Below are 24,267 nucleotides of genomic sequence, written 5' to 3'. Positions count from 1 at the left end.
ATGACGGCCGTCCCGCTCATCATCACGACGGATGCCGTCGGGGGTGTCTGGACCTATGCCTGCGATCTCGCGGCCGGCCTGGCCCAGCAAGGCTTCGCGCCGCTGCTCGCGGTCGTCGGACCCAACGCCTCCACCGCGCAGCGGGACGCCGTCGCCGCGCTGCCCGGCGTGACGCTGCGCGACACGCGCCTGCCACTCGATTGGGTGGCCGACGGGCCGGCCGAGATCCGCGGCGGGGCCGAGGCCCTGGCGGGCCTCGCGCGCGAGATCGGGGCGGCAGCGGTTCTGCTGCACGCGCCCGCCTTCGCCGTCGCGGACTACGCGCAGCCGGTCATTGCCGTGCACCACTCCTGCCAGGCCACGTGGTGGCAGGCGGTGAGACCGGGCGAACCGATGCCGCCGGATTTCGCCTGGCGAACCGGCTGCGTCGCGGCTGGCCTCGCGGCGGCCGATCTCATGCTCGCTCCCACCGCGGCGCACGCCGCGGCGGTTGCGGCCGCCTATGGCCTGCGGCACGCGCCCCGCGTCGTGCACAACGGGCGCAGTGCCACCTCCGAAGTCCTCGTGACGCGGGAGCCGTTCGTCCTGACGGCGGGCCGGCTGTGGGATGAGGGCAAGAACCTGGCGGCCCTCGACGCCGCCGCCGCGGACCTGCGCGCCCCGCTGCTGGCCGCGGGGCCCCTGGACAGTCCCTGGGGACGGGTGAGCCTCGCCAACGGCAAGGCTCTGGGGCCGACGGACGCGGCGGGCGTGCGGCGCTGGATGGCCGCGGCGTCCGTGTTCGCGTCGACGGCGCTGTACGAGCCCTTCGGCTATTGCGTGCTGGAGGCGGCCCAGTGCGGCTGCGCCCTGGTCCTCTCGGACACGCCGGGCTTCCGGGAGCTGTGGGACGGTGCCGCGCTGTTCGTGCCGGCGCGCGAACCCGCCGCCATCGCGGCGACGCTCAACGCCCTGCTCGCCGACACGGCCCGGCGCGAGAGCCTCGGCAACGCGGCCCGGCAGCGCGCCGGCCGCTACGGCGCGGGCCGCATGGCCCGCGAGATGGCGACGCTGATCCACGGTGTCGCGGGCACGCGGCGCGGAGCGGCCGCATGAAGGTCGTCTACTTCACGCACTCGCTGGCCTCCTGCTGGAACCACGGCAACGCGCACTTCCTGCGCGGCGTCCTGCGCGAGCTCGTGCATGCCGGACACGCGGTGACCGCCCTCGAGCCGCGCGACGCGTGGAGCCTGCGCAACCTGCTCGACGATGCCGGGCCGCAGGGGCTTTCGGCGTGGAGGCAGGCCTATCCCGAGCTGGAGGCCACCAGCTACGGCCCCGGGCTCGACCTCGCCGCGGCGGTCGACGGGGCCGACCTCGTCATCGTGCACGAGTGGAACGACCCGAGCCTCGTCGCGGGCCTCGGCGGCCTGCGCCGGTCGGGGGCGCGCTTCACCCTCCTGTTCCACGACACCCATCATCGCGCGGTCAGCGCGCCGGCCGAGATGGAGCGTTTCGACCTCGACGGCTATGACGGTGTCCTGGCCTTCGGCGAGACGCTGGCCGAGGTCTATCGTCGGACGGGCTGGGGACGCAGGGTCTTCGTCTGGCACGAGGCCGCCGACACGCGCCTGTTCACGCCGCCCGCCATCGAGGAACCGCGCCGGGGGCTGGTCTGGATCGGCAACTGGGGCGACGGCGAGCGCAGCGCCGAACTGGAGCGCTTCCTCCTGGCGCCCGCCCGCGACGCCGGCCTGCCCCTCGACATCTACGGCGTCCGGTATCCCGAGGAGGCGCTGTCCATGCTCGCGCGATACGGGGCGCACTGGCGGGGATGGCTCGCCAACGCCCTCGCGCCCTCCGTCTTCGCGCGCCACACCGCGACGGTGCACGTGCCCCGCCGCTTCTACGTCGAGGCCCTGCCGGGCATCCCGACGATCCGCGTCTTCGAGGCGCTGGCGTGCGGCATCCCGCTCGTGTCCTCGCCCTGGAACGACAGCGAGCATCTGTTCGCGCCCGGCGAGGATTTTCTCGTCGCGGACACCACCGACGCGATGACGGCGCATCTGCGCGCTCTCGACGCGGATCCTGCCCTTGCCGCGGCCATTTCCGGCCATGGCCTCGCCACCATCCTGTCCCGCCATACCTGCCGGCATCGCATGGACGAGCTCCTTGCCATCGTCGATTCGATCGCCAGGTCCCCCGCCCCGGAGACGGCTCCATGAAGATCGCGTTCTACGGCTCCAGCCTGCTCTCGTCCTACTGGAACGGCGCCGCGACCTACTATCGGGGTCTCCTGGCCGACCTCGCCCGCCGCGGGCACACGATCACCTTCTACGAGCCCGACGCCTTCGACCGGCAGGCGCACCGCGACATGGACCCGCCGGCCTGGGCCGCGGTGAAGGTCTATCCGGCCACCGAGGAGGCCGTTCGGTCGGTCTGCGAGGAGGCCGCCGCGGCCGACGTCGTGGTGAAGGCCAGCGGCGTCGGTGTCTTCGACGACGAGCTTCTCGCGGGTCTCCTGGCGGCGGCGCGGCCGGGCGCGATCACGATCTTCTGGGACGTCGACGCGCCGGCGACGCTGGCCGAGTTGCAGGGGTTCGCGGGCCATCCGCTGCGTCGCGCCCTGCCGCGGCTCGACCTCGTACTCACCTATGGGGGCGGGCCGCCGGTCGTCGCCGCCTACGAGGCGCTCGGCGCGCGCCGCTGCGTGCCGATCTACAACGCGCTCGACCCGTCGACGCACCACCCCGTCGCGCCCGACCCGCGCTTTGCCGCGGACCTCTCGTTCCTCGGCAACCGCCTGCCGGACCGGGAAGCCCGGGTGGAGGAGTTCTTCCTCCGGCCGGCGGCTCGCCTCACCGACAAGTCGTTCCTCCTGGGCGGCGCGGGCTGGGAAAGCAAGGGTCTGCCCGGCAACGTCCGTCACCTCGGCCACGTCTACACGCGCGAGCACAACGCCTTCAACCGGACGCCACTGGCCGTGCTGAACGTGGCCCGCGACAGCATGGCCGCGGTCGGCTTCTCGCCCGCCACGCGGGTCTTCGAGGCCGCCGGGGCGGGCGCCTGCCTGATCACCGACGCCTGGGAGGGGATCGAGCAGTTTCTCAAGCCGGGCGAGGAGGTGCTGGTGGCGCGCGACGGCATCGACGTGGCCGAGATCCTGGAAGAGCTGACGCCCGAGCGCGCCGGCCTCATCGGGCGGCACGCCTTCGCCCGCGTGCTGGCCGAGCACACTTACGTCCGGCGCGGAGGGCAGGTCGACGCCATCCTGCGCGAGGAGGCCGGCCGGCCGCGCGAGAGGTCGGTCGCGTGATCCGGGGCGCGTCTTCCGCGACGCGCCCGTTGCGCGTCGTCGTCTTCGGTCTCAGCCTGTCCTCGTCGTGGGGTAACGGCCACGCGACGACCTACCGGGCCTTGCTGCGCGCCTTCGCTGAACGGGGTCACGACGTGCTGTTCCTCGAGCGGGACCAGCCCTGGTATGCGGGCCATCGCGACCTCACCGACCCCGACTGGTGCCGACTGCGTCTCTATGAGGGCGAGCGGGGGCACGAGGACTTCGCCGACGAGGTGAGGGCGGCCGACGCCGTCATCGTCGGGTCCTATGTCCCCGACGGCCGCGCCGTGGGGCAGTTCGTCCAGCGGACCGCCGAGGGCGTGACGGCCTTCTACGACATCGATACGCCGGTGACCCTGTCGGCCCTCGCGCGCGGCGAATGCACCTACCTCGATGCCGATCTGGTGGCGGGCTACGACGTCTACCTGTCATTCACCGGCGGGCCCACCCTCGCCCGGATCGAGCGGCGCTGGGGCTCGCCGGCCGCGCGGGCCCTCTTCTGCACGGTGGACACCGATCTCTACCGGCCCGTCCCGACGCGGCCGCGCTGGGACCTGTCCTACATCGGCACCTACAGTCCGGATCGTCAGCCCACCTTGCAGCGGCTGCTGCTCGAACCGGCCCGCCGCGCGCCCGACCTGCGCTTCGCGGTGGCGGGTCCGCTCTATCCCGACACGATCCACTGGCCCGACAACGTCGAGCGCTTCGACCACGTGGCGCCAGCGGACCACCCGGCCTTCTACGGGGCCAGCCGCTACACGCTCAACGTCACCCGCGCCGACATGATCGCCGCCGGGCACAGTCCCAGCGTCCGCCTCTTCGAGGCCGCGGCGTGCGAGACGCCGATCCTGTCGGACCGCTGGGAAGGACTGGAGACCTTCTTCCGGCCCGGCCGCGAGATCCTGCTTCCCGGCGATGCGAACGAGGTCGTCCAGATCCTGCGCGACCTGCCCGAGACGCGCCGGCGCGCCATCGCGTCGGGCGGCGCGGCGCGCATCCGCGACCGCCACGACGCCCGCGCCAGGGCGGGGCAGCTCGAGGACGACCTCATGGAAGCCAAGGCGCGGCTGACCGCGGGAGGAGCGGCCCGCGCGAGTTGAGTTTGGTCGGTCGTATGCACGGCCCGCGCGGTGAACCATGAACAAACCCACGCGTTGGCCCTCTGCGAAATCGAGAGTGACCGACCATGAAAAACGCACAACGCGACCTCGTCCTGGTGGCCGGAGGGGCGGGGTTCCTGGGCTCGCATCTGTGCGATGCCCTCATCGCCAAAGGCAACCGGGTCGTCTGCCTGGACAGCTTTCGGACCGGGCGGCGCCGCAACGTCCATCACCTCGAAGGGGAAGCGGCTTTCGACCTGGTGGAGGGCGACATCGTCCGGGGCATTCCCACATCGATCAGGCGATCCGAGGTGCCGCTGCGCGCCATCTACAACCTGGCCTGTCCGGCATCTCCGCCGCACTATCAGGCCGATCCTGAGCACACCATGCTCACCAGCGTGCTCGGCACCCGCAACCTGCTCCGCCTGGCCGAAGCCCATGGCGCGCGGCTGCTGCAGGCCTCGACGAGCGAGGTCTACGGAGACCCGGAAATCCACCCGCAGCGCGAGGGCTACTGGGGCAACGTGAACCCCACCGGTCCGCGGGCCTGCTACGACGAAGGCAAGCGGGCGGCCGAGGCCCTGTGCTTCGACTTCGAGCGCCTGGGGCGGGCCGAGGTCCGCGTGGCGCGGATCTTCAACACCTACGGCCCGCGCATGGCGGCCGACGACGGGCGCGTCGTGTCCAACGTCGTGACGCAAGCCCTCGCGGGCGCGCCGATCACCGTCTACGGCGACGGCAGCCAGACGCGCTCCTTCTGCTACGTGGCGGACCTGATCGAGGGGCTCATGGGGCTGATGGCCCTCGACCGCGCGCCGTCCGGCCCGGTGAACATCGGCAATCCCGAGGAGCTGACCGTGAGCGATCTCGTCGATCGCGTGCTGGCCCGCACCGGCTCCAGCTCGCAACTCACCTATCGGCCCCTGCCGGTCGACGACCCACGCCGCCGCAGGCCCGACATCTCCAGGGCCCGCGAGCTCCTCGGCTGGGCGCCGCGCACCTCTCTCCAGGAAGGGCTCGAGGCGACCATCGCCTGGTTCGCGGACGAGGCCGGGACCACCCGGGTGGCGGCGCGGCCCGCCGCCCTCGCCAGCGCCCGCGTCTAGGGGCCGGCCATGAGCACCCGCCGCAAGGTCCGCGTCGCCATCGTCGGTGTCGGCAACTGCGCCTCGTCCTTCGTGCAGGGGCTCACCTACTATGCCGACGCCGCCGACAACGAGCCCGTCCCCGGCCTGATGCATGTCGAGCTGGGAGGGTACCGCATCGGCGACGTCGAGGTGGTGGCCGCCTTCGACGTTTCGGCCAGGAAGGTCGGGCGCGATCTTTCCGAGGCGATCTTCGCCTCGCCCAACAACACGATGCGCTTCGCCGAACCGAAGCCGGGCGGCGTGCGTGTCCGACGCGGACCCACGCTCGACGGCATCGGGCGCTATCTGCGCGACGACGTGCCCGAATCCGACGAGGCCGTGGCCGACGTCGCGGCGGTCCTGCGCGAGAGCGGCGCCGACGTCGTCGTGTCCTGGCTGCCGGTCGGGTCCCAGGAGGCGACCGAGTGGTACGCCACGCAGGCCCTCGAGGCGGGCTGCGGCTTCGTCAACTGCATCCCCGTGTTCATCGCGAGCCATGCGGACTGGCGCCGCCGCTTCGAGGAGCGCGGCCTGCCGCTCATCGGCGACGACATCAAGAGCCAGGTCGGCGCGACGATCGTCCATCGTGTCCTGACGACGCTGTTCCGTGACCGGGGCGTGCGGCTCGACCGCACCTACCAGCTGAACTTCGGCGGCAACGCCGACTTCCTGAACATGCTCGAACGCGAGCGCCTGGAGTCGAAGAAGCTGTCCAAGACGCGAGCGGTCACGAGCATGCTCGATGTCCCGCTGGCGGCCGAGGACGTCCATGTCGGGCCGAGCGACCACGTGCCGTGGCTCGAGGATCGCAAGTGGTGCCACATCCGCATGGAGGGGACGACGTTCGGCGGCGTGCCTCTCAACCTGGAGCTGAAGCTCGAGGTCTGGGACTCGCCCAACTCCGCCGGCGTCGTGATCGATGCGGTGCGCTGCGCCAAGCTGGCGCGCGACCGCGGCATCGGCGGCGCCCTGACCGGCCCCTCCAGCTACTTCATGAAATCCCCGCCCGACCAGGTGCCCGACGCCGAGGCCCGGGCCCGCACGCTCCGGTTCATCGCCGGGGAGGCGTGAGGCGGTGGCGACCCTGGTCCACCTCGTGCGCCATGCCAGCCACGCGGTCGTGGATTCCACCCTCGTGGCCCGCGCTCCCGGCGTGAGCCTGTCCGAGACGGGCCGCGCCGAAGCCGCCGCCCTGGCCGCCAGGCTCGCGCGTGAGGAAGTCGAGGCGCTGTTCTCGAGCCCGCGCCAGCGCTGCGGCGAGACGGCGGCCATCCTGGCGGAGCGGATCGCGCTGCAACCGGCCGCGGATCCCCTGCTCGACGAGCTCGATGCGGGGGGGTGGACCGGCCGTCGCTTCGCCGACCTGGCGGACGATCGCGACTGGACGCGCTGGAACGCGAGCCGCGCGATGGCGGCGGCCCCGGACGGCGAAGACGCCTTCGCGCTGCAGGCCCGCGGGATGGCGTTCCTGCGCCGGGTCGCACGCGACTGGCCGGACGCCGGCGTGGTCGCGGTAAGCCATGCCGAGCCCATCCGGATGCTCGTGCTGGCCGCGCTCGGTCTGGGGCCCGACGCCTGGCCCAGGATCGCGCTGGACCCGGCGTCGCTGACGACGCTCCGCGTGCAGGACGATCGGCTCACGCTGATGCGGCTCAACGAGAGGGCCGCGCCATGAAGATCGTGATCTTCGGGCTCTCGGTCTCCTCATCGTGGGGCAATGGCCACGCCACGCTGTGGCGCGGACTGATCGCGGCGCTCGGCAAGCTCGGGCACGAGGTCGTCTTCTACGAGCGCGACCAGCCCTGGTACGCGCAGCATCGCGACGCGACGCATGTGCCGGGCTGCGAACTCATCCTCTACCGGGACTGGCGCGAGATCCGCGTCCGTGCCGGCCACATGCTCGGTGCCGCCGACGCGGCCATCGTGACGTCCTACTGCCCCGACGGCATCGCCGCCCTCGCGCTTCTGCGCCGCGAGAGGGCTCCGCTGAAGGTGTTCTACGACCTCGACACGCCGGTCACCCTGTCGCTCATCGCGCGTGGCGAGCCCCAGACGGCAATCGGCCCGGAGGGGCTCGCCGACTACGATCTCGTGCTGAGCTACACCGGCGGCCCTGCCCTGCAGCGCCTGCGCGACGATCTCGGCGCGCGTGCGGTGGTGCCGCTTTACGGCCATGCCGATCCGGCCGTTCATCGCCCGGCGGCGCCCCGGGCGGCCTTCCAGGCCGACCTGTCCTACATCGGCACCTACGCACCGGACAGGCAGGCGGGCGTCGAGGCCTTCTTCGTGGAGCCCGCGCGGCTGGCGCCGTGGCGCCGCTTCGTCCTGGCCGGGGCGCAGTACCCGCAGGACTTTCCCTGGACGCAGAACATCCACTTCGTCCGGCATCTTCCTCCCGTCGACCATCCGGCCTTCTACGCCTCGTCCCTGCTCACCCTGAACGTGACGCGCGAGGCCATGGCCGAGGCCGGCTGGTGCCCGTCCGGCCGGCTCTTCGAGGCGGCGGCATGCGGGGCGGCGATCGTGTCGGACGCATGGCCCGGGCTCGAGGACTTCTTCGAGCCCGGCCGCGAGATCATCGTGGCGCGCGACACGCAGGACGTCCTGGCGGCGCTGTCCGAGCCGCCGGAGGCGCTGGCCGGCATCGGCAGCGCGGCCCGCGCCCGGCTGCTCGAGCAACACACGGCGCGGCGGCGGGCGGACACGCTGGTCTCCGCGCTGGAGACAGCGCTCGCCGTGCGCCGCACGGCCAACGTCGCCAAGGAGGTCTGACATGTGGGGTATCATTCCGGCAGCCGGACGGGGCACCCGCATCCAGCCGCTGGCCTTCTCGAAGGAACTGCTGCCCGTCGGCACGCGGACCGACGGCGAAACGGAACGGCCCTGCGCCGTCAGCGAATACCTGGTCGAGCGCATGCTGCGGGGCGGGGCGGACAAGATCTGCTTCGTCATCGCCCCCGGCAAGTCGGACATCCTCGACTACTACGGCGCGGCCTATGGCCCGGCCGCCATCGCCTATGTGGTGCAGCCCCGGGCAAGCGGCCTGTGCGATGCGGTCTTCCGGGCCCTGCCCCTGATCCACCCCGACGAACCCGTCGTCGTGGGCCTGCCGGACACGGTCTGGTTCCCGGCCGACGCGCTCGCGGTGCTGCCGTCGCACACCCTGAGCTTCCTCCTCTTTCCCGTCGAGCGGCCCGAGGTCTTCGACGCGGTGGTCTGCGACGACGACGGCCGCGTCCAGGCCATCGACGTGAAGAGCACGCCGGTGCGCTCCCGCTGGATCTGGGGAGCGTTCAAGATGCCGGGTCGGGTCTTCGGCGAACTGCGGGATCTCTGGCTGGAACGCCAGTGCCGGGACGAATACTTCGGCACGCTGGTCAACGCCTGGATCGCACGGGGCGGGCGCGCGGAGGCCGTGAAGGCGGGGTCGCGCTACGTCGACGTGGGCACCCTCAACGGCTACCGCGCGGCTCTCGGGCTGCTGCACGACCCCGGCATGCTCGCCGCCGAAGGCCGCGGCGCGACGTTGGGCCGGCCCGAGGGTCGACCGTTCGAAGGCCCCGTGCCGACGGCGCGCGACGCAGCATCGGGGAGGCCGTCATGAGCGCGCACCGGCAGGTCGATCCCGAAGAGATCCGCCGCAGGGCCGACGCGCTCGGGCCGTGGTTCCACAACATCGACCTGGGCGGCGTCTGGACGGCGCCGGACCACTTCCTGGGGGACTACCCAGGCGCCAAATGGGCGGGGTTCTCGCACGCCCTACCGGCGGACCTGACCGGCAAATCGGTTCTCGACATCGGCTGCAACGGCGGGTTCTACGCCATCGCCATGAAGCGGCGCGGCGCCGCGCGCGTGGTCGCCATCGACAGCGACGAGGACTACCTGGCCCAGGCCCGTTTCGCCGCCGAAGTGCTCGAGCAGGACATCGAGTTCCACCGCCTCGACGTCTACGACGTCGGCGCGCTCGGCGAGCGCTTCGACCTCGTGCTGTTCATGGGCGTGCTCTACCACCTTCGCCACCCGCTCCTCGCGCTCGACCTCATCCGCGAGCACGTCGCGGGCGACATGATGGTGTTCCAGGCCCTGCAGCGCGGCGTGGCCGACGGCGAGCCACCGGCCGAGGATTATCCCTTCTCGGAAACCGCGGTCTTCGACCGGCCCGACTGGCCCCGGCTGCATTTCGTCGAACGGCGCTATGCGCGCGACCCCACCAACTGGTGGATCCCCAACGGGCCCTGTGCCGCGGCCATGCTGCGCAGCGCCGGCTTCGCCATCGAGAGCCGGCCCGAGCCCGAGGTTTTCGTCTGCCGGCTCGCCGAGCGCCCGGCCGACGCCGTCCCCGTCTATCCGGCCCGTGGGAGGACCCGATGATCGAAGCCGCCATGATCTGGAACGAGCCGAACAACAAGTCGCACTGGGACCCGCTCATCGATCCCGACTGGTCGCGTTTCGCCGAGATGGCGATTCTCGCCGGCCGCGCCATCCGGGCGGAGAACGACAGGCTTCCGCGGGCGCTGGGCGGCATGTCGCCGATCGATCCCGGCTTCGTGCGCAACATGGCCGACCGCGGCGTCTTCAACGAGATCGACGTGGTCGCCGTGCACGGGTTCCCGCTCGACTGGAACCTGTGGACGATCCACGAATGGCCGGAGAAGCTCGACGAGATCCGCGCCGTGACGAGCCTGCCGCTCTGGGTCTCGGAAGTCGGCGTCTCGAGCTTCGGCGCGGAAGAGGTGCAGGCCTGGGGCCTCGAGCGGACGGCGGCGCTGCTCGTCGGCCGCGTGCCGCGGATCCACTGGTACAGCCTCTACGACCTGCCCAAGGCGTGGCCGGCCACCACCCGCCACAAGGAGGCGGAAGGGTCCTCCTACTACCGGCATTTCCACATGGGCCTGTTGCGCGAGGACGGCACGCCGAAGCCGGCGCTGGCGCTCTACGAGCGCCATGCCGCGCAGATGGGGCTCTGCCAATGGTTCCACTTCGAGGACCCGCGCCTCGACGAGGCCGTCGGCTGGATGAAGCGGCTCGGGGTCAAGTATCTGCGCACGGGCCTGTCCTGGGCCGACAGCTTCCGGCCCGGCGCGCTCGACTGGTTTGACCGCCAGATGGAAGCGCTGGCGCCCTTCGACGTCACCGTGACCTTCTGCTTCACCCCGGAGCATCGCGGGATCGAGCCGCATCACACGAGCCCGCCCATCGATCCGCGCGAGTTCGCGGAGTTCTGCGGCAGCATGATCCGGCGCTACGCGCCGGCGCGCGCGGTCGCGGCGTGAGGCGGACGTGCCCCGCTCCGGTCTCCATCCGCGCGCGCTGCTGAAGCTCGCGGCGTCGGGCTGCTGGCCCTTCGGCCGGTCGGCCGCCGTGGTCGTGGCGCACCCCGACGACGAGACGCTGGGGGCCACGGCGATGCTCGCGCGCTTTCGGCGCCTGGCTCTGGTGCACGTCACGGACGGCGCGCCGCGATCCCTGCACGATGCGCGGCGGGCCGGCTTCGCGACGGCCGCCGCCTATGCCGCGGCACGGCGCGGCGAACTCGACGCCGCGCTGGCCCTGCTGTCCGTCCCGCGGCATCGCCGTCATGCGCTGGGCATCGCGGACCAGGGCGCGACCGCTGCCATCCGCGGGATCGCCCGCGCCCTCCTGCCACGGCTGGCCGGCCGGGACATCGTCGTCACGCACGCGTTCGAAGGCGGGCACCCCGACCACGACGCGGTCAGCGTCGCCGTCCATGCCGCCGTGGCCCTGCTTCACGTGGCGGGGCGCAAGGCGCCCGTGGTGCTGGCCATGCCGCTGTATCGGGACGACGGGTCCGGCGCCTTCCTGCGGGGCTTTCGCGACCGCCGGCCGGCCGACACGGCGGCCGTGCGCCTGCCGCCCGCCCTGCGCGACGTGAAGGGCCGCATGATCGCGGCGTTTCGCACGCAGGCCGCCACGCTGGCGCGCTTCGACCAGCGGATCGAAGCCCTGCGGCTCGCCGCCGCGCCCGACCTGAGCAGGCCGCCCAATGCCGGGCGCGTCCTCTACGACCGCTTCGGCTGGGGCATGAACTCCACCGCCTTCCTGCGTCGCGCCCGCATGGCGCGCCGGGCCCTCGGGCTGTCCCCGCTCGCCGGCCTGCCCGCCGCGCGCCGCCCCGGTCCGTGGTCATGGCGACCCCTGCCATGAGCCCGCACGTCCTCACCGTCGCCTATCCCTTCGCGCCCGTCGGCCCCGACGCGGTGGGTGGCGCCGAGCAGATCGCCGCGGCGCTCGACGCCGCGCTCGTCGAGGCCGGTTGCCGCTCGACGGTGGTCGCCTGCGCGGGCTCCGTCGTCAGCGGCGTGCTGCGCTCCGTCCCGGCTCATGCCGGACGGATCGAGGAAACCGCCCGGCTGTCGATCCATGCGCATGTGCGGGCCGCCATCGACGCCTCCCTTATGGAGGACGACGTCGACCTCGTGCACCTGCATGGCATCGACGCCGCCGAGACCCTGCCGCCCCCCGGCGTGCCCGCCCTCCTCACCCTGCATCTTCCGGTGGACTGGTACCCGCCCGCCCTGATCCGGGAGCCTCCCGCGGACCTGACGCTGGTGCCCGTGTCGGCAAGCCAGGCGCAGGGGCTGCCGCCGGAGGCCCGCGCGGTGCCCCCCATCGAGAACGGCGTTCCGGTCGAGGACCTCGCCCGCGCGCGGCATGCCCGCCGCGGCTTCGCGCTCGTTCTCGGCCGGGTCTGTCCGGAAAAGGGCGTGCACCTGGCTCTCGACGCCGCGATCCGCGCGGAGATCCCGTGCCTCGTCGCGGGGGAGACGTTCAACTACGCGGCGCATCGCCGCTATTTCGACGACGAAGTCCTGCCGCGCCTCGACCGCCAGCGACGCTGGCTCGGACCCGTCGACTTCCAACGCAAGCGCAGGCTCCTCAGCGCGGCGCGCTGCGTTCTCATCCCCTCCCTCGTCCCGGAGACGAGTTCGCTCGTCGCCAGGGAGGCCGCCGCGTGCGGCACGCCGGTGATCGCGTTTCGTGCCGGTGCGCTGCCCGACACGGTGGAGGACGGCCGCACGGGCTTCATCGTCGACGACGTCGCGGGCATGGCCGCGGCGATCTCCCGCTGCGACGCCATCGATCCCGAGGTCTGTCGCGGGGTCGCCCGCCGGCGGTTCTCGCTGCGCGCCATGACCGACGCCTATCTCGCGCTCTACCGCCGGACGGTCGCGGCCGGCGCCGCATGAGCCCGGTCCTGTCCCCGACCGACCCGATCGCCGCACTGCGGGCGTTGCGATCGCCATGGCTGTCGCTGTGGGAGCGGGCCCAGGGCGATCCGTTCCAGCATCCGGACTGGATCCTGGCCTGGTGGGACGTCTTCGCGCCGGGTCCGCCGGTCGTGGCCGCCGTCCGCGAGGGGGAGCGTCTGATGGCCCTGGCCCCCCTCTACCGGGATCCGGCCTCGGGGTTCGTGCTGCCCATGGGCGTGGGACCCTCCGACCGCACCGACGTGCTGGTGGACTCCGGCGCGCCCGAGGCCGCCGCGAGACTGGCCGCGGCGATCGCCGCCAGCGTGGGCGACGGCGACGTCCTGTGGCCGGACGTGCCGCCGGGCGGGCGGCTGCTCGCTCTCGCGCCGCAGCCGGGCTGGAGCCGCGAGGTCCTGCCGGGAAGCTCTTCCGCGGTGATCGACCTCGACCGGGGGCAGGAGGCCGTGCCCTCGTCCCGCTGGCGAAAATGGCGCATGGCAGGCCACCGCGCGGCCCGGCGTGGCGGCGTGGCGGTGGACCGGGCCGGGGATGCCGGTGCGGCCGCCTTCGCGGACCGCCTCATCGCGCTGAATGCCGAGCGCCACGATCCCGCGGCAGGCGGCGTTTTCGCCGATCCGCGCATGGCCGATTTCGTGCGCGTCGCCATCCCCGCGCTCGCGAGGGCCGGGCTGCTGGAGGGGCTCGTCCTCACGATCGATGGCGCCGTGGCGGGGGTCCACTGCGGCTTCAGGGCGGCGGGGCGCAGCTATGCCTGGCTCGGCGGCTTCGACCCGCAATTCGCCTTCGAGAGTCCCGGGACGGTCCTGATGGGTGAGGCGGTGCTGCGCGCCATCGCGCGCGGCGACCTGGCGCTCGACCTGCTGCGCGGCGACGAACCCTACAAGGCAGCCTGGGGGGCGGTCGAACGACCGCTGCTGCGGGTGGCCTGGCGGAGAACGGGCGATGGCTGAGACCGTCGACGAGGTGCTGGCGGGAGCCGCGCGCGGCGACTGGCCCGCTCCGGTGGCCCTGCTGCGGCTCATGGCGGCGCCGGGCAGCGAGGACGAGGCCCGGCGGGCGCTGGATGCAGCCCTCGCGCGCGACGCGGGGCACCTCCACGCGCTGGACCGGCTCTGGCGCGCGCATCCGACGGCGTTCGGCCTCGTGCGGTCGGTGCTCGCACGCGCCGATCATGCGGGCATCGGCAGTGATCCGGCCCGCTGGCAGGCGGTCTTCGACGCGCTGGCCGACACGGCACCCGACGCGGCCATGGCGCTCTACGCCCTGGGCGACCCGGACCTGCTCGCCGCCGCGACCCTGGAGGTGGTGGATCTCGTGCAGGCCTGGGCTGATCTGCGCCCGGGCGCGCGCGTCCTCGACCTCGGCTGCGGAACGGGCCGCGTCGCCGGGGCCCTCCTGGCCAAGGGCATGGAGGTGATCGGCCTCGACGTCTCGGGCCGGATGCTCGCCGTGGCGCGCGGGCGCCACCCCGGCCTTCTGCTGGCGCAGGTGCCCGGGCAGGACCTGGCGTGCGTGCGATCGGGCAGCGTCGACGCCGTGCTGGCGGTGGACGTCATGCCCTATCTCACGCGGGCCGGCGGGTCCGTCGCCGGCGCGATGATGCGGGACATCGCCCGTGTCCTCAGGCCCGGTGGAACGGCCGTGATCCTCAACTGGAGCTACGACGACGCGCAGGCCGGTCCTTTGGAGGTGTGCGAGGCACTTTCGCCGCTGCACGGGCCTGAGCAGCCTTTCCGCCTCTGGGACGCGCGGGCCTGGGCCCTTCGAGCGACGCGTTGAGCTTCTGCCGAAGTGCCGTGCCGGGATCGCGCGCATCGGCCAGCCTCGCCTGCAGCAGCGCCAGCAGGGCGGCCTCCTCCGGCTTCAGCGCGTGCAGGTCGTGGCTGAGCTCCTGGCGCACCTCCTGCTCGATGTCCTCCCGCACCTCCGGCAGGAGCCCGCCCTCCAGATAGGCGTTCACCACCTCGGGATGGACGTAGCACTTGCGGCAGATCGTGGGCGTGTTGCCGAGCCGCGCGGCGACGCGCTCGATGGCCTCCCGGACGGCCTTCTTGGTCCGCGCCGCGCCGTCGATCGCCTCGAACTCCTTGAGCGCCACCGCGGCAAGCACCGTGCCGTGCCAGGTGCGGAAGTCCTTCGCCGTGATCTCGCGGCCGGTCGCCTCGCGCAGGTAGCCGTTGACGTCGGAGGAGGTGACGGGATGCCGCTGCCCCTCCTCGTCGTAGTACTGGAACAGGTGCTGGCCCGGGATGTCCTGGCAGGCCTTCACGATACGGGCGATGCGGCGGTCCTGCACGCGCAGCTTCCAGGTCCGGCCGCTCTTGCCCTTGAAGGCGAAGCGCATGTCGCCGCCGTCGATGTCGACGTGCCTGTCGCGCAGGGTGGTCAGGCCGTAGCTCTTGTTCTGCTTGGCGTAGTCCGCGTTGCCGACCCGGATCAGCGTGTTCTCGAGGAGGTGGACCACGGTGGCCAGCACCTTCTCGCGCGGCAGCCCCCGGCGGGACATGTCGGCGGCCACCCGTTCGCGCAGGGCCGGGAGGCCACGGGCGAAGTCGATCATGTGCTCGAACTTCGACCCGTCGCGCACCTCGCGCCAGCGCGGATGATAGCGGTACTGCTTGCGGCCCTTGGCATCCCGGCCGGTGGCCTGGATGTGACCCTCCGGATCGGGACAGATCCAGACGTCGGTCCAGGCGGGCGGGATCGCGAGCGACCTGATCCGCTGCAGGGCGGCCGGATCGCGGATGGCGGTGCCCTTGGGGTCGATGAAGGAGACGCCCTTGCCGGCGGCCCGGCGGCGGATCCCGGGCTCCTCGTCGGAGACGTAGTTCAGCCCGGCGGACGCCGCGGCGTCCTGGGGATCGACGACGAGGCCGTCGTCGGGCTGCGGGATGTCGGTCATGCGGTCGGGGGAGGAGGTCATGGCGTGGCCCTGGCGGACCCGAGCAACCCGCGCCACGGGTCCCGGGTTCCCGGACGACCAGGGAGCACCCATCTATGGGCAGCGGCCCGCCGCCCGATCGTTCCCTGCAATGGAAGTCCCGATGACCCGCCCTGCCTGGCTCGCCCGTCTCGAAACCGGATTCATCGTCGCGTTGATGACCGTCGCCGGAGGCCTGTTCGCCTTCGTGCGGATCGCCGACGAGGTTCGCGAGGGCGACACGCACGGCTTCGACCAATGGCTCCTGACGCTCCTGCGCCGGCCCGGCGACAATGCCCAGCCGATCGGACCGTGGTGGCTGGAGCAGATGATGCGCGACCTGACCAGCCTGGGGGGCACGACGGTGCTGACCCTCATCGTGGTCGTGGCGGTCGGCTATCTGGCCATGGATCGCAAGCGTGGCGCCGCCGTGCTGCTGGTGCTGGCCGCGGGCGGCGGCATGCTGCTGTCGAGCGTCCTGAAGCTGGGCTTCGACCGTCCCCGGCCGGACCTCGTGGCCCACCTGGTCGACGTGAGGACGCTGAGCTTTCCCAGCGGCCACGCCATGCTGTCGGCCGTGACCTACCTGACCATCGGCGTCATGCTGGCGCGGACGACCACCCGGCGGGCGGTGAAGCTCTACGTCGTGGGGGTCTGCGTGCTGCTGACGCTGGCGATCGGTTCGAGCCGCGTCTATCTCGGCGTGCACTGGCCCACCGACGTCCTGGCCGGCTGGTCGGTCGGGGCGGCCTGGGCCATGCTGTGCTGGATGGTCGCGGTGTGGCTGCAGCGTCGCGGTGCGGTGGAGCCTCCGGGCGGCGCCCCGGGCAGTTAGGCAAACACCCCTCTTGACGGAGTGGGGTCCGCGGAACTGCTTTCTTGAAGGACCAAATTCTTATTTCGGCCCAGGGATTTGTCGGCGGGCGCGGACATCCGGCCGGACTGCCCCGCGAGTATCCGATCGTGTTTAGAAACTGGAAACAAAGATTAGTTGCCGTTTTAGCCAAAAGCGTCGTGTTGAGATTCCGGTAACCGATACAACCCTAAGTTGACCGCGGGCAAGACAGAGCCCAGCCGATATCAAAATCAACCGTCTGCTTACAGGGAAGCCTCCTCCAATGTCCAAGCTGTTCCAGCGTTTCGCCAGCGACGAGTCGGGTGCCACGGCCATCGAGTACGGCCTGATCGCCGCCATCATCGCGGTCGGCCTGATCGCCTCGCTGCAGGCTCTGAAGACCAACCTGGTCACGACGTTCACCAACGTCGGCAACGCCGTGAAGGGCGCCAACTGATCCTGGTCGGGACGGCGGCGGATCCCCTGCGTATCCCCGCCCCCTTTGGCGCAGTGACACCGTTTAGGGCAGCTTAACCACAAGCAGACGGCGTTCTTTTTTAGGCCCTGGGTACTCAATCCCAGCGAAGTTCCGGTAACTAATACAGTCCTAGATTGTATCGCGGCCGGAAACAAAGGCCCCAAGACAAGAAACACCGTCAACCTGACCAGGAGCATTCCCCAATGACCAAGATTCTCCAGCGCTTCGTCCGCGACGAGTCGGGCGCCACCGCGATCGAATACGGCCTGATCGCCGCCATCATCGCCGTCGGCCTGATCGCCTCGCTGCAGGCCCTCAAGACCAACCTCGTGACGACGTTCGACAACGTCGGCAACGCCGTGAAGGGCGCCAACTGACGCTCTGCTCCGCCTGCACAGCCGCGGGCGGGCCATGTTTCACGAAGCCCGGATGACGCCCTCGCGCAGCGAGCGACGCCATCCGGGCTTCGTCTCGTTCGGGGTGCCGTCAGCCTGGAGCCTGCGGCGACGCGCCGTGATCCGGCCTGTCGCGCGAGCCGCTCGCGAGAAGAACGCGCCCTAGAACTCGACGTCGAGCTCCTCGAGCTCCTCGGGCTCGGCGCGGGCATCCTTGGTCCACTCGCGCACCAGGTCCCAGGCCAGGACCGTCCGGGCATAGGCTGCGCAGCGTGCGTCGAGAGCCACGCCATAGGTCTCGAAACGGGTGCAGACGGGGGCGTACATCGCGTCGGCCAGGCAGGGCTTGGCGCCGAACAGCCAGGGTCCGCCGTAGCGCGACAGGCAGTCCCGCCAGATTTCCGCAATGCGATCGATGTCGGGCTGGGCACCCGCCCAGACCTTGAACCCGGTGAACCTGGCCTTGAGGTTCATCGGCAGGGCGGATCGCAGGTTGGCGAAGCCCTGGTGCATCTCGCCGCTGACGGATCGGCAATGCGCGCGGGCCTGCCGGTCGGCCGGAAACAGAGCCGCTCCCGGGAGCACCTCGGCCAGGTATTCGGCGATCGCCAGGGTGTCCCACACCTTGGCGCCCTCGTGGGTGAGGCAGGGCACGAGGAACGACGGCGACAGCAGCAGCAGTTCGGCGCGCGCCGAGGGATCGTCGATCGACACGCGGACCTCGTCGAAGGACAGCCCGGCCATGCGGCAGATGAGCCAGCCGCGCAGGGACCACGAGGAATAGTTCTTGCTTGAGATGGTCAGCGTCGCGCGGGCGGCAGGCATGGGCTCCCCCAGGGCATTTTGTCGTCGTTGAACCGTGAGACGCTGCCGCTCAAGGTTTGAGCAGGGCATTGCCTCTTGCTTGATCCCCCCGCGGCAAGGCCGGCGCCTTCCGGCGCGCTCATGCCACGACGGACGGGGCACCCGCTATGCTGTATCTCGCGTACGAAACCCATGCTCGCCTGATCTCTCCCGCCAGGGAAGCGGCGAGCTGGGCGCTCGGCGCTTTCGGATCGGCGATCGAGGGTGCCGATGACGCGTTCCTGAGCAATTGTCGTGCCGCATGGGAGCTCGTCGAACGCGCGGGCCTCACCCACGTGTCGCCTCCGTTCGGCATCGACAGCGTCCCCGTCGGCAACCGCGAGGTGCCGGTGACCGAGCGCGACGTGCTGGTGACGCCCTTCGGCACCCTGCGGCATTTTCACAAGGACACGGCGGTGGCCCAGCCGCGTGTGCTCGTGGTCGCTCCGCTCTCGGGCCACTTCGCCACCCTCCTGCGCAACACCGTCCGCACGCTGCTGCAGGATCACGACGTCTTCATCACCGACTGGCATAACGCCCGGGACGTGCCGCTTTCGGCCGGCCGTTTCGGCTTCGACGACTACTGCACCCACCTGGTCCGCTTCCTGGAGGAGATCGGCCCCGGCGCGCACGTCGTCGCCGTCTGCCAGCCCTGCGTCCAGGTGCTGGCGACCACGGCCCTGATGGCGCAGTCAGGCAACCCGGCCGTGCCCCGCAGCATGACGCTGATGGCCGGCCCCATCGACACCCGCGTCAACCCGACACGCGTGAACGCGCTCGCCAACGAGCACGACATGACGTGGTTCGAGGCCAACCTCATCTCCACGGTGCCATGGATGCACCCCGGCGCCGGCCGCCGGGTCTATCCGGGCTTCGTCCAGCTCACCGCCTTTATGAGCATGAACCTGCAGCGCCACATCAAGGCGCATCTGGACCTGCATGGCCACCTGGCCCGTGGAGAGACCGAGAGGGCGCACACCATCAAGACGTTCTACGACGAGTATTTCGCCGTGCTCGACCTCGCTGCCGAGTTCTATCTGGAAACGGTCGACCGGGTGTTTCAGCGCGCCCTTCTGGCGCGCGGCGACCTGGTGGTGGCGGGCGTGCGCATCGACCCCGCGGCCATCACCCGCACGGCCCTGCTCACGGTGGAGGGCGAGCGCGACGACATCTGCTCGCTCGGCCAGACCGTGGCGGCGCACGATCTCTGCTCGCGCCTGAAGCCCTATCGCAAGCGCCACCACATGCAGGCCGGCGTCGGCCACTACGGCGTGTTCAGCGGCCGCAAGTGGGAGGGCCAGATCTATCCGCTCGTGCGCAACACCATCCTGGCCAGCGAGTGACCGGTCGCCGCTTCGTGATCGCTGCGGCAACGCAACCGATTTCGTCCGTGCTCCGTATCTGCTGAAGTCAGACCGTCAGCCTTCGCGGAGAGGACCATGACCTTCCAGCCCTCCGACCTCGCCCGTCGCACGTTCCTCGCCGGCGGATTGGCCGCCCTGTCGGGGCCGGCCCTCGCGCAGACCGCGCCGAAGATGAGCGGCCGCACCGCCTACAGCTTCACCTTCCCCGGCCTGCATGGTGGCGAGGTGCGCCTGGGCGACTACGCCGGCAAGCCGCTGATGGTGGTGAACACCGCCTCCTTCTGCGGCTTCGCGAGCCAGTTCGACAGTCTCCAGGCGCTCTGGCAGAGGCTGTCGCCCCGCGGCTTCGCCCTGGTCGCCGTCCCCTCCAACGACTTCGGCGGCCAGGAGGCCGGAACGCCGGCGGAGACGGCCGAGGTCGCGCACAGCCACGGCGTGACCTATCCCATGACGGCGCGCCAGCGCGTGGTCGGGCCGGACGCGCACCCGTTCTACCGCTGGGCCGCGACCGAGCGGCCGCGAGAACTGCCGCAGTGGAACTTCCACAAATACCTCATCGGCACCGACGGGCTGATCGCCGCGGTGTTCCCCACCGCGGTGAACCCGGCCGAGAGCCGGGTGGCCGCGGCCATCGAGCGCGAATTCGCCCGCGTCGGCTGACGTCGAAGACGGGAACGTTCACCTGCCGCCGCCGTTCGTCCGCCACGTTGGACGGCTCGACAGGGGATGCATCGATGGACGTTGCAGTCACGGCGGTGCTCACGCTCGCCCTCGCCGTCGGTGCGACCGGCGCGATCGTCTGGTGGCTCGGCCGGAGCTATGTCGGCCGGCGGATCTGGGTCGGAATCGTCGCCGCGGTCATGGGCGCGATCGGCATCGTCTACGTGGCCCACACCATCCTGGCACCCTGAGCCGGAGCCGGCCCGGCAGGAACCGGGGGCCGGAACCTGGGGCCGGAGCCCGCGTTGGAGCACCCTCAACCCTGCCAAGGGAGGTTGCTCGTGAAATCCACGCATATCCTTGCACATGTCGCGGCGGCGGCCCTGCTGGCGGCCCTGCCCGTCCTGGGGGCCATCCCGGCCGATGCCCAGGCGAACCGGCGCACCGTCGAGACGACGACGACGCGCGAGACGACCGTCACGGTCGAGACGTTGCGCGACAAGGTCGAGCCGATGGGTCGGTTCGTCCGCGTCGCCCAGGTGGGCCAGGCCTGGCGGCCGGCCGACGTCGACCGCGACTGGAAGCCCTACACGCACGGCCGTTGGATCTACAACGCCGACGTGGGCTGGTATTTCGAGTCCGACGAACCCTGGGCCGAGGTGACCTACCACTACGGACGCTGGTTCGAGGATCCCGACCAGGGCTGGGTCTGGGTGGCCGACACGAAATGGGCTCCGGCCTGGGTCGAATGGCGGCGCAGCAAGCGGCATATCGGCTGGCGGCCGCTGCCGCCCGAGAACGTTCGCGTCACGGTGCGCCGCGACCGCTCCACCCCGATCCGCGAGGAGGAGGAGTGGGTGTTCGTGCCCGCCCGCGACATCACCGCCCAGCGCGTCAGCACCGTCTTCGTGCGCGAGACCGAGGTCACCGAGGTCTACCGCGAGACGCGGCCGGCCGGCCGGGTCGAGGTGCGCGGCGCCTATGCGGTGAACCTGGCACTGCGGCCCGAGGTGCTCGAGCGCGAAAGCGACGTGCGCATCGAGACGCGCAACATTCCGCGCGCCGAGGCCGTGCCCGTCCCCGCGCCGGTGCGCGCCATCGCCACCGAGGCCCGCACGGCTCCGGCCACGGCGCCTCAGCCGACGCAGGCCACGACCCCGCAAGCCACGCCCCCCAACGCGCCGGCCGCCGCCGACACGCCGGCGGGTACGGCCAGTGCGCCCGACGCCGCCACGGCTCCGGACGCCGCGGCCAGGGCCCGGCAGAACAGCGCCACGGCACCGGCCTCCCCGGGAGCGAAGGACGCCGGCAAGGTCGACGCGGCCCGAGAGGCGGACAAGCCCGGGACCAAGGACGCGGCCCAGACCGCTCCCAAGGACCTGTCCAAGGACGCCTCGAAGGACGCGACCAAGGACGACGCCAAGGGTGCCGCCAAGGATGCGGCGCGCAACGGCGACCCGTCCAAGGCCGATACCGCCGCGACCCCGCCCGCCCGCGACAAGGCGCGTGACACCGCGTCCGAGAAGCCGCGCGGCAACGACGCGGCGGGCCAGAACGCCGAGCGGCGCAAGCCCGCGAGCGACGGGCCGGACCAGAAGGCCGCCGAAAAGCCGGAGAAGACCCCGGCCAACGGTCGCGCCGAACGCCAGCCGGAGCCGGGCCAGGGCCGCTCGACGGCCGAGGACACCGGTCGGCGTGGCGCGCAGCCCGAGCGGGCCCAGTCGGACGAACGGCCGAGCCCGGGCGAGCAGCCGAAGGGCCGGGCCCAGGCCGACGAGCAGCAGCGGCCTCGGATGGGCGGCACGCCGGCCGAGGGTGCAGGCGCCCGTTCTGGCCAGCGCGCGGAACCCCTGGGAGCGGCCCAGCGCGCCGAACCCGCCCAGCGCAACGGCGGGGCTCCCTCGGAGGCGACCGGCACGGTCCGGCCGCGTTCGGGCGGCGCGGATGCGCCGTCGCGCGCCGCGCCGGACGGCGCCGCGGAACGCGGTGGAGCCGCCATGGCTCCAGGTCGTGCGAAGGGCGGCGATGCCGCCGGCCAGCCCCAGCGCAAGCTGCCTGCGGGCCAATCCGGCGACTGACGATCTCGACGGGCGGGGGCCGCGCGTTGCGGCCTCCGCCTCCTACAGTTCTTCGTGCGCCGTCCGGGCCGACCAGCCCCGCTGGATCCACGACCAGCCCGTCACGGCCAGTCCGACGCCGGCCACCGTGCCGAGCACCCAGATGCCCGATCGCGGCCAGGTCCATACGAGCGCCAGCCAGACGACGATCGTGACCGCGGCCGCCACCGCGAGCATCGTCCAGCCGCGTAGCGGCCGATCCCGCAGCCATGCCGTGGCGCGATAGACCGCGCCGGTGATGAAGGCCGCCGCCAGCACCAGCGTCAGCCAGAACGATCCGGCCAGCGGGTCGGCGATCACCACCATGCCCACGATCACGTAGAGCAGGGCGGGTGCGAGATCCTTCACGAACTCGGTCCAGGCCCTGCCGAACACGGCGAGAATGCCTTCCGCCACGCCGCCGATCAGCATGAACAGGCCGATCAGCGTCGGGTTGTCGACGACGTTGAAATAGGACCGGTAGAAGCACAGCACCGCGAGCGCGACGAGACCGGCGCCGAGGCCGAAGGGCCAGTACCACGTGCGCGGCGAGGACAGGGGCGGTGGCACCGGTTCGGTCATCGACGGTCTCCCGAAGGCGGATGAAGGTCACTCCGCCGCGTTGCGCGCGCCCTTGCCGAAGCGACCCTCGATGTAGTCCTGCACGAGCGTCTTGAACTCGGCCGCGATGGTCGGGCCGCGCAGGGTCACGGCCTTGCGTCCGTCGATGAAGACGGGGGCGGCCGGCGTCTCGCCCGTGCCGGGCAGCGAGATCCCGATGTCGGCATGCTTGGATTCGCCGGGTCCGTTCACGATGCAGCCCATGACCGCCACGTTCAGGACCTCGACGCCCGGATGCGTCTTGCGCCACTCGGGCATGGACACGTTGATCCAGTCCTGGATGTCGCGGGCGAGCTCCTGGAACACCGTCGAGGTCGTGCGCCCGCATCCGGGGCACGCGGCCACCAGCGGCACGAAGGTACGGAAGCCCATCGTCTGCAGGATCTCCTGCGCGACCTTGACCTCCAGCGTGCGGTCGCCGCCGGGCTCGGGCGTCAGCGACACGCGGATCGTGTCGCCGATGCCGTCCTGGAGAAGGATGCCCATGGCCGCCGACGAGGCGACGATGCCCTTGGAGCCCATGCCGGCCTCCGTCAGGCCCAGGTGCAGGGCGTAGTCCGAGCGCGCCGCCAGCATCCGGTAGACGGCGATCAGCTCCTGCACGGCCGACACCTTGGCCGACAGGATGATGCGGTCGCGGGCCAGGCCGATCTCCTCGGCCCGTTCGGCCGACAGGAGCGCCGATTGCACCATGGCCTCGCGGGTCACGGCACGGGCGTCGAGAGGCGCGGCGCTCGCCGCGTTCACGTCCATGAGATGGGTGAGGAGCTCCTGGTCCAGCGAGCCCCAGTTGGCGCCGATGCGCACAGCCTTGCCGTGGCGGATCGCCATCTCGACGATGGCCGAGAACTGCCGGTCCTTCTTGTCCTTGAACCCGACATTGCCGGGGTTGATCCGGTACTTGTCGAGCGCCTCCGCGCAGGCCGGATGGTTCGCCAGCAGCGTGTGGCCGATGTAGTGGAAATCGCCCACCAGCGGCACGGCGATGCCGCGCTTCAGGAGCTTGTCCTTGATGTGCGGGACCGCCGCGGCGGCCTCGTCGCGGTCCACCGTGATGCGCACGATCTCCGAGCCCGCCCGCGCCAGCGCCGCGACCTGCGCGACGGTGGAGTCGATGTCGGCGGTGTCGGTGTTCGTCATCGACTGGACGACCACGGGCGCGCCGCCGCCCACCAGGACGGGGCCGACCCGCACGCCCACGGTCCGCTTGCGGTCGGCCGGGCCCGACGTCACGGGCGGCGGCAGGCAGGACATGGCGTCAGGGGAGGGGCTGGTCATCG

At 71.7% G+C, this 24,267-nt stretch carries 25 protein-coding genes and 1 pseudogene; 22 read left to right on the top strand and 4 right to left on the bottom strand.

The annotated features are described in order from the left end of the window. The 15 genes and pseudogenes from Q0Q47_RS05795 to Q0Q47_RS31125 all read left to right on the top strand — a co-directional run. Positions 1–1,095, top strand: a complete 1,095-nt coding sequence (locus Q0Q47_RS05795) for a glycosyltransferase family 4 protein (RefSeq protein ID WP_293855754.1) — start codon at positions 1–3, stop codon at positions 1,093–1,095. After that, positions 1,092–2,204 (top strand): glycosyltransferase, encoded by a 1,113-nt coding sequence (locus Q0Q47_RS05790; protein ID WP_293855751.1) that lies wholly within the window; start codon positions 1,092–1,094, stop codon positions 2,202–2,204. Before Q0Q47_RS05795 ends, Q0Q47_RS05790 begins: the two co-directional genes overlap by 4 nt. Next, positions 2,201–3,295, top strand: coding sequence for a glycosyltransferase (locus Q0Q47_RS05785; protein WP_293855748.1), 1,095 nt, complete (start codon positions 2,201–2,203; stop codon positions 3,293–3,295). Before Q0Q47_RS05790 ends, Q0Q47_RS05785 begins: the two co-directional genes overlap by 4 nt. 29 nt (positions 3,296–3,324) lie before the next feature. Continuing rightward, positions 3,325–4,416: a glycosyltransferase gene (locus Q0Q47_RS05780; RefSeq protein ID WP_293855745.1), complete on the top strand. Its 1,092-nt coding sequence runs from the start codon at positions 3,325–3,327 to the stop codon at positions 4,414–4,416. Between the two features lie 86 nt (positions 4,417–4,502). Next, complete coding sequence (locus Q0Q47_RS05775) at positions 4,503–5,522, top strand: UDP-glucuronic acid decarboxylase family protein (RefSeq protein WP_293855742.1); 1,020 nt, start codon at positions 4,503–4,505, stop codon at positions 5,520–5,522. Between the two features lie 9 nt (positions 5,523–5,531). Beyond that, a complete protein-coding gene (locus Q0Q47_RS05770) occupies positions 5,532–6,614 on the top strand; it encodes an inositol-3-phosphate synthase (protein WP_293855739.1) in 1,083 nt (360 codons plus the stop codon). A 4-nt stretch (positions 6,615–6,618) separates the two neighbouring features. Next, positions 6,619–7,218 (top strand): histidine phosphatase family protein, encoded by a 600-nt coding sequence (locus Q0Q47_RS05765; protein ID WP_293855736.1) that lies wholly within the window; start codon positions 6,619–6,621, stop codon positions 7,216–7,218. Continuing rightward, entirely contained in the window at positions 7,215–8,315 is a 1,101-nt protein-coding gene (locus Q0Q47_RS05760) for a glycosyltransferase (protein WP_293855733.1), read from the top strand. The genes Q0Q47_RS05765 and Q0Q47_RS05760 overlap by 4 nt, the downstream gene beginning before the upstream one ends. A 1-nt stretch (position 8,316) precedes the next feature. Next, entirely contained in the window at positions 8,317–9,147 is an 831-nt protein-coding gene (locus Q0Q47_RS05755; protein ID WP_293855730.1) for a nucleotidyltransferase family protein, read from the top strand. Further along, entirely contained in the window at positions 9,144–9,914 is a 771-nt protein-coding gene (locus Q0Q47_RS05750; protein WP_293855727.1) for a TIGR04290 family methyltransferase, read from the top strand. Before Q0Q47_RS05755 ends, Q0Q47_RS05750 begins: the two co-directional genes overlap by 4 nt. Further along, positions 9,911–10,816 carry a beta-xylosidase gene (locus Q0Q47_RS05745; RefSeq protein WP_293855724.1) on the top strand — a complete coding sequence of 302 codons (906 nt, stop codon included), beginning with the start codon at positions 9,911–9,913 and terminating at the stop codon, positions 10,814–10,816. Before Q0Q47_RS05750 ends, Q0Q47_RS05745 begins: the two co-directional genes overlap by 4 nt. A gap of 7 nt (positions 10,817–10,823) precedes the next feature. Then, a complete protein-coding gene (locus Q0Q47_RS05740; protein WP_293855721.1) occupies positions 10,824–11,708 on the top strand; it encodes a PIG-L deacetylase family protein in 885 nt (294 codons plus the stop codon). Next, positions 11,705–12,751, top strand: a complete 1,047-nt coding sequence (locus Q0Q47_RS05735; protein WP_293855718.1) for a glycosyltransferase — start codon at positions 11,705–11,707, stop codon at positions 12,749–12,751. The genes Q0Q47_RS05740 and Q0Q47_RS05735 overlap by 4 nt, the downstream gene beginning before the upstream one ends. After that, positions 12,748–13,725, top strand: coding sequence for a GNAT family N-acetyltransferase (locus Q0Q47_RS05730; protein ID WP_293855715.1), 978 nt, complete (start codon positions 12,748–12,750; stop codon positions 13,723–13,725). Before Q0Q47_RS05735 ends, Q0Q47_RS05730 begins: the two co-directional genes overlap by 4 nt. Beyond that, positions 13,718–14,410: pseudogene (locus Q0Q47_RS31125) on the top strand (class I SAM-dependent methyltransferase); the annotation flags it as partial. The gene Q0Q47_RS05730 and the pseudogene Q0Q47_RS31125, both read left to right, overlap by 8 nt. 13 nt (positions 14,411–14,423) lie before the next feature. Here Q0Q47_RS31125 and Q0Q47_RS05720 read toward each other — a convergent pair. Next, positions 14,424–15,698, bottom strand: a complete 1,275-nt coding sequence (locus Q0Q47_RS05720) for a DNA topoisomerase IB (RefSeq protein ID WP_293855713.1) — start codon at positions 15,696–15,698, stop codon at positions 14,424–14,426. A gap of 121 nt (positions 15,699–15,819) precedes the next feature. On the opposite strand from Q0Q47_RS05720, the gene Q0Q47_RS05715 reads away from it, so the two are divergent. From Q0Q47_RS05715 to Q0Q47_RS05705, 3 genes are all read left to right on the top strand, one after another. Beyond that, the gene (locus Q0Q47_RS05715; RefSeq protein WP_293855710.1) at positions 15,820–16,530 is read left to right on the top strand and encodes a phosphatase PAP2 family protein; all 711 of its coding nucleotides are present in this window, start codon (positions 15,820–15,822) and stop codon (positions 16,528–16,530) included. 283 nt (positions 16,531–16,813) lie between these two features. Next, entirely contained in the window at positions 16,814–16,987 is a 174-nt protein-coding gene (locus Q0Q47_RS05710) for a Flp family type IVb pilin (protein ID WP_293855707.1), read from the top strand. Between the two features lie 224 nt (positions 16,988–17,211). Next, positions 17,212–17,385 carry a Flp family type IVb pilin gene (locus Q0Q47_RS05705; RefSeq protein ID WP_293855704.1) on the top strand — a complete coding sequence of 58 codons (174 nt, stop codon included), beginning with the start codon at positions 17,212–17,214 and terminating at the stop codon, positions 17,383–17,385. 180 nt (positions 17,386–17,565) lie between these two features. On the opposite strand, the gene Q0Q47_RS05700 is transcribed toward Q0Q47_RS05705, so the two are convergent. After that, positions 17,566–18,228, bottom strand: coding sequence for a glutathione S-transferase family protein (locus Q0Q47_RS05700; protein WP_293855701.1), 663 nt, complete (start codon positions 18,226–18,228; stop codon positions 17,566–17,568). 146 nt (positions 18,229–18,374) lie between these two features. Between Q0Q47_RS05700 and Q0Q47_RS05695 the strand changes: the two genes are divergently transcribed. The 4 genes from Q0Q47_RS05695 to Q0Q47_RS05680 all read left to right on the top strand — a co-directional run bounded on the left by Q0Q47_RS05695 (position 18,375) and on the right by Q0Q47_RS05680 (position 22,348). Then, positions 18,375–19,589 carry a polyhydroxyalkanoate depolymerase gene (locus tag Q0Q47_RS05695; RefSeq protein ID WP_293855698.1) on the top strand — a complete coding sequence of 405 codons (1,215 nt, stop codon included), beginning with the start codon at positions 18,375–18,377 and terminating at the stop codon, positions 19,587–19,589. A 96-nt stretch (positions 19,590–19,685) separates the two neighbouring features. Continuing rightward, on the top strand, positions 19,686–20,270 hold the full coding sequence (locus Q0Q47_RS05690; RefSeq protein ID WP_293855695.1) for a glutathione peroxidase: 585 nt from the start codon (positions 19,686–19,688) through the stop codon (positions 20,268–20,270). 74 nt (positions 20,271–20,344) lie between these two features. Further along, positions 20,345–20,521 (top strand): hypothetical protein, encoded by a 177-nt coding sequence (locus Q0Q47_RS05685; RefSeq protein WP_293855692.1) that lies wholly within the window; start codon positions 20,345–20,347, stop codon positions 20,519–20,521. 90 nt (positions 20,522–20,611) lie between these two features. After that, positions 20,612–22,348: a DUF6600 domain-containing protein gene (locus tag Q0Q47_RS05680; protein WP_293855689.1), complete on the top strand. Its 1,737-nt coding sequence runs from the start codon at positions 20,612–20,614 to the stop codon at positions 22,346–22,348. A 42-nt stretch (positions 22,349–22,390) separates the two neighbouring features. Here Q0Q47_RS05680 and Q0Q47_RS05675 read toward each other — a convergent pair whose 3' ends face one another. Then, a complete protein-coding gene (locus Q0Q47_RS05675; protein WP_293855686.1) occupies positions 22,391–22,948 on the bottom strand; it encodes an HdeD family acid-resistance protein in 558 nt (185 codons plus the stop codon). A gap of 27 nt (positions 22,949–22,975) precedes the next feature. Beyond that, positions 22,976–24,265, bottom strand: coding sequence for a flavodoxin-dependent (E)-4-hydroxy-3-methylbut-2-enyl-diphosphate synthase (gene ispG, locus Q0Q47_RS05670; RefSeq protein WP_293855683.1), 1,290 nt, complete (start codon positions 24,263–24,265; stop codon positions 22,976–22,978). Positions 24,266–24,267: the final 2 nt, after the last annotated feature.

This window comes from uncultured Alsobacter sp., assembly GCF_945952055.1.
Lineage (GTDB): Bacteria > Pseudomonadota > Alphaproteobacteria > Rhizobiales > Beijerinckiaceae > Alsobacter.
This window is presented reverse-complemented; position numbering and strand designations above follow the sequence as displayed.

Bases quoted from the DNA above. Each gene is read 5' to 3' on its own strand.
- Q0Q47_RS05715 (WP_293855710.1), top strand. From the start codon at position 15,820: ATGACCCGCCCTGCCTGGCTCGCCCGTCTCGAAACCGGATTCATCGTC.
- Q0Q47_RS05790 (WP_293855751.1), top strand. From the start codon at position 1,092: ATGAAGGTCGTCTACTTCACGCACTCGCTGGCCTCCTGCTGGAACCAC.
- Q0Q47_RS05770 (WP_293855739.1), top strand. From the start codon at position 5,532: ATGAGCACCCGCCGCAAGGTCCGCGTCGCCATCGTCGGTGTCGGCAAC.
- Q0Q47_RS05700 (WP_293855701.1), bottom strand. From the start codon at position 18,228: ATGCCTGCCGCCCGCGCGACGCTGACCATCTCAAGCAAGAACTATTCC.
- Q0Q47_RS05710 (WP_293855707.1), top strand. From the start codon at position 16,814: ATGTCCAAGCTGTTCCAGCGTTTCGCCAGCGACGAGTCGGGTGCCACG.
- Q0Q47_RS05730 (WP_293855715.1), top strand. From the start codon at position 12,748: ATGAGCCCGGTCCTGTCCCCGACCGACCCGATCGCCGCACTGCGGGCG.
- Q0Q47_RS05795 (WP_293855754.1), top strand. From the start codon at position 1: ATGACGGCCGTCCCGCTCATCATCACGACGGATGCCGTCGGGGGTGTC.
- Q0Q47_RS05685 (WP_293855692.1), top strand. From the start codon at position 20,345: ATGGACGTTGCAGTCACGGCGGTGCTCACGCTCGCCCTCGCCGTCGGT.
- Q0Q47_RS05785 (WP_293855748.1), top strand. From the start codon at position 2,201: ATGAAGATCGCGTTCTACGGCTCCAGCCTGCTCTCGTCCTACTGGAAC.
- Q0Q47_RS05695 (WP_293855698.1), top strand. From the start codon at position 18,375: ATGCTGTATCTCGCGTACGAAACCCATGCTCGCCTGATCTCTCCCGCC.
- Q0Q47_RS05720 (WP_293855713.1), bottom strand. From the start codon at position 15,698: ATGACCTCCTCCCCCGACCGCATGACCGACATCCCGCAGCCCGACGAC.
- Q0Q47_RS05745 (WP_293855724.1), top strand. From the start codon at position 9,911: ATGATCGAAGCCGCCATGATCTGGAACGAGCCGAACAACAAGTCGCAC.
- Q0Q47_RS05750 (WP_293855727.1), top strand. From the start codon at position 9,144: ATGAGCGCGCACCGGCAGGTCGATCCCGAAGAGATCCGCCGCAGGGCC.
- Q0Q47_RS05675 (WP_293855686.1), bottom strand. From the start codon at position 22,948: ATGACCGAACCGGTGCCACCGCCCCTGTCCTCGCCGCGCACGTGGTAC.
- Q0Q47_RS05755 (WP_293855730.1), top strand. From the start codon at position 8,317: ATGTGGGGTATCATTCCGGCAGCCGGACGGGGCACCCGCATCCAGCCG.
- ispG (WP_293855683.1), bottom strand. From the start codon at position 24,265: ATGACCAGCCCCTCCCCTGACGCCATGTCCTGCCTGCCGCCGCCCGTG.
- Q0Q47_RS05705 (WP_293855704.1), top strand. From the start codon at position 17,212: ATGACCAAGATTCTCCAGCGCTTCGTCCGCGACGAGTCGGGCGCCACC.
- Q0Q47_RS05760 (WP_293855733.1), top strand. From the start codon at position 7,215: ATGAAGATCGTGATCTTCGGGCTCTCGGTCTCCTCATCGTGGGGCAAT.
- Q0Q47_RS05690 (WP_293855695.1), top strand. From the start codon at position 19,686: ATGACCTTCCAGCCCTCCGACCTCGCCCGTCGCACGTTCCTCGCCGGC.
- Q0Q47_RS05775 (WP_293855742.1), top strand. From the start codon at position 4,503: ATGAAAAACGCACAACGCGACCTCGTCCTGGTGGCCGGAGGGGCGGGG.
- Q0Q47_RS05735 (WP_293855718.1), top strand. From the start codon at position 11,705: ATGAGCCCGCACGTCCTCACCGTCGCCTATCCCTTCGCGCCCGTCGGC.